Below are 963 nucleotides of genomic sequence, written 5' to 3'. Positions count from 1 at the left end.
CAACGGGCATGCTCGGGTAGTTCCGTTGGCCGATGCAGCTGTCGAGGTGCTCGTTGTCCCTCCGCCCCCGTTCCGGTGAGCAAGTCCCGCCTCTGACTGCGCAGGTCGCGCGGGCGAGCAACCCGGACGGAACGACGGCGATATGGGTGCGCGACCGCCTCGATGGGCTGTGGCGCGACGAGGACTTCGCCGACTGGTACCCGCGAGACGGGCGTCCGGGCCTCTCGCCCGCCCAACTGGCCACCGTCTGTGTGCTGCAGTTCCTGCTCGGCCTGTCGGACCGGCAGGCCGCCGAGGCGGTCCGCTGCCGCATCGACTTCAAGTACGCCATGGCCATGGAGCTGGACGACCCAGGCTTCCACCACAGCGTGCTGGCCGACTTCCGCGACCGTCTCGCCGAAGGCGACCGTGCCGACCGCCTCCTCGACCTCGCGTTGGCCCGCCTCAAGGAGGCCGGCCTGGTGCGCGAGCGCACCACGCAGCGGACCGACTCCACCCATGTCCTGGCCGCGGTGCGGGACCTGACCCGCCTGGAGCTGATCACCGAGGCGGTCCGCGCCGCACTGGAAGAAGTCGCCGGTATCTCCCCTCACCTGCTGGACGAACTGGTCGATGAGGACTGGGGGCGCCGCTACGGCCGCCCGGTCCGCCTGGGCAAGAACCCCACCAAGCCCAAGACCAGGATCCTGGCCACCGGAAACGACGCCGTCCGGCTTCTGGAACACCTTTACCGGCACGGGGCAGACCGCACGTCCGGCCCTCGGATCCAGGCCCTGCGACAGATCATGGTGCAGAACTACCACCGTGACGCCGCAGGACACCTGCGCTGGCGCACCGCCGAGACGGAAGGCGGGCCCGGGCTGCCGCCCTCGGCCCGGGCGGTCGTCTCTCCCTACGACACCTCGGCCCGCTACGCACGGCACGGACACATCATCAGCTGGAAGGGGTTCTCCGCTCACCTGA

The 963-nt window shown here is 70.2% G+C and carries 1 protein-coding gene; it reads left to right on the top strand.

The genetic code is table 11. The annotated features are described in order from the left end of the window. Positions 1 to 146 precede the first annotated feature (146 nt). On the top strand, positions 147 to 963 hold an 817-nt coding region (locus tag P1P70_RS45100; protein WP_319248350.1), incomplete at its 3' end, for a transposase.

The organism is Streptomyces sp. MB09-02B (assembly GCF_033794485.1).
In the GTDB taxonomy this organism is placed as follows: Bacteria; Actinomycetota; Actinomycetes; order Streptomycetales; family Streptomycetaceae; genus Streptomyces.
Note: the sequence above shows the minus strand (reverse complement) of the source record. Positions and strands in the feature narration are given on the sequence as shown.